This is a genomic window from Litorimonas sp. (assembly GCA_029936425.1).
GTDB lineage: Bacteria > Pseudomonadota > Alphaproteobacteria > Caulobacterales > Maricaulaceae > Litorimonas.
The window spans coordinates 1-1,086 of sequence record JAPYSU010000164.1 but is presented as its reverse complement, the minus strand read 5'-3'; the positions used below and the strand labels follow the sequence as shown (position 1 = coordinate 1,086).

Genomic DNA, 1,086 nt, shown 5'->3' with positions numbered 1-1,086 from the left:
CCGCAGGTAATCCAGCCAGTCAATGTTTAAATTATAATCTGAAATTTAATAGTACATGTACAGATACAAAACTACTACATAGTACAAATAAAATAAATACAGAAACAAACAGTGCTAATGTAAAACACTTTGATAATGCAATGAAGGTGCAGTCAACTGATTTTGTTTCTTCTTGTGTTTCTGTAATTGAACCACACCACCCAACTCTGGGGCAGAGGTCCACACAGTGTGTGGAGCCAGGCGCCAGAGCCAGCACCAGTCAGTCCACACAGTGTGCTGGAGTAGGGGTGGGGGTGGGAGGGGATCTTGTTTCTTCTTGTGTTTCTGTAGTTGCACCACACCACCACCCAACTCTGGGGCAGAGGTCCACACAGTGTATGGAGCCAGGCGCCAGAGCCAGCACCAGTCAGTCCACACAGTGTGCTGGAGTAGAGGTGGGGGTGGGAGGGCTGAGTAGAGGCTTCCTTGTAGCTGCACAGCCCACTCAAGATGTCAGACCTGAGACAAAAGAATATAAAATTAAAAAACCAAACAAAATAAATACAAAACTGTGCATTAATTTTCATATTGCTGGCATTGTTTGCAAAGCAAACAGTAAACAAATTTCCCAAGGAATTTTAAATATTGAAAGTGTAGTAGTGGCCAGCCCAACTAATAGCAATAAAAAGTGTGAAGAAAATGTATTTTGCTTGAATGATGGGGGCAGTAGTCACGGTTTAGTGTCTCTAGCTTTAGCTGAAAGAATGACTGAAATATATTTGCTCCCAGAAAAAATGTCAATGGTTGGGCTAGGAGGTTCAAAAGTAGTGGAGTATTGGTGCACTTTACAGATCGGGTCGCCCGCAAATTCAGTAGAATTTCTAGTGCTCCAAGACCTACAATTCAATACTTACATGTCTTCTCCTAGGACTGATCAGATTCCACAGTCCTGGTCGGCACAGCCCGGGTACAAGGGGTATTTAGCCCAGCCTGTCGAAATCAATGTGATCATCAGTGCCTGCACACCCTTGCTTTTAGCCGATCGTATAGGGGTAACGAAAACTTTTCAATTATTTTCTAGTAGGATGAATGCAGGTCACCGGTACT

At 43.6% G+C, this 1,086-nt stretch carries 1 protein-coding gene; it reads left to right on the top strand.

Annotated features, from left to right (window positions below):
* Positions 1–1,086: hypothetical protein (locus ACN0IC_RS15740; RefSeq protein ID WP_416879691.1), on the top strand; the 1,086-nt coding region annotated here is incomplete at both ends.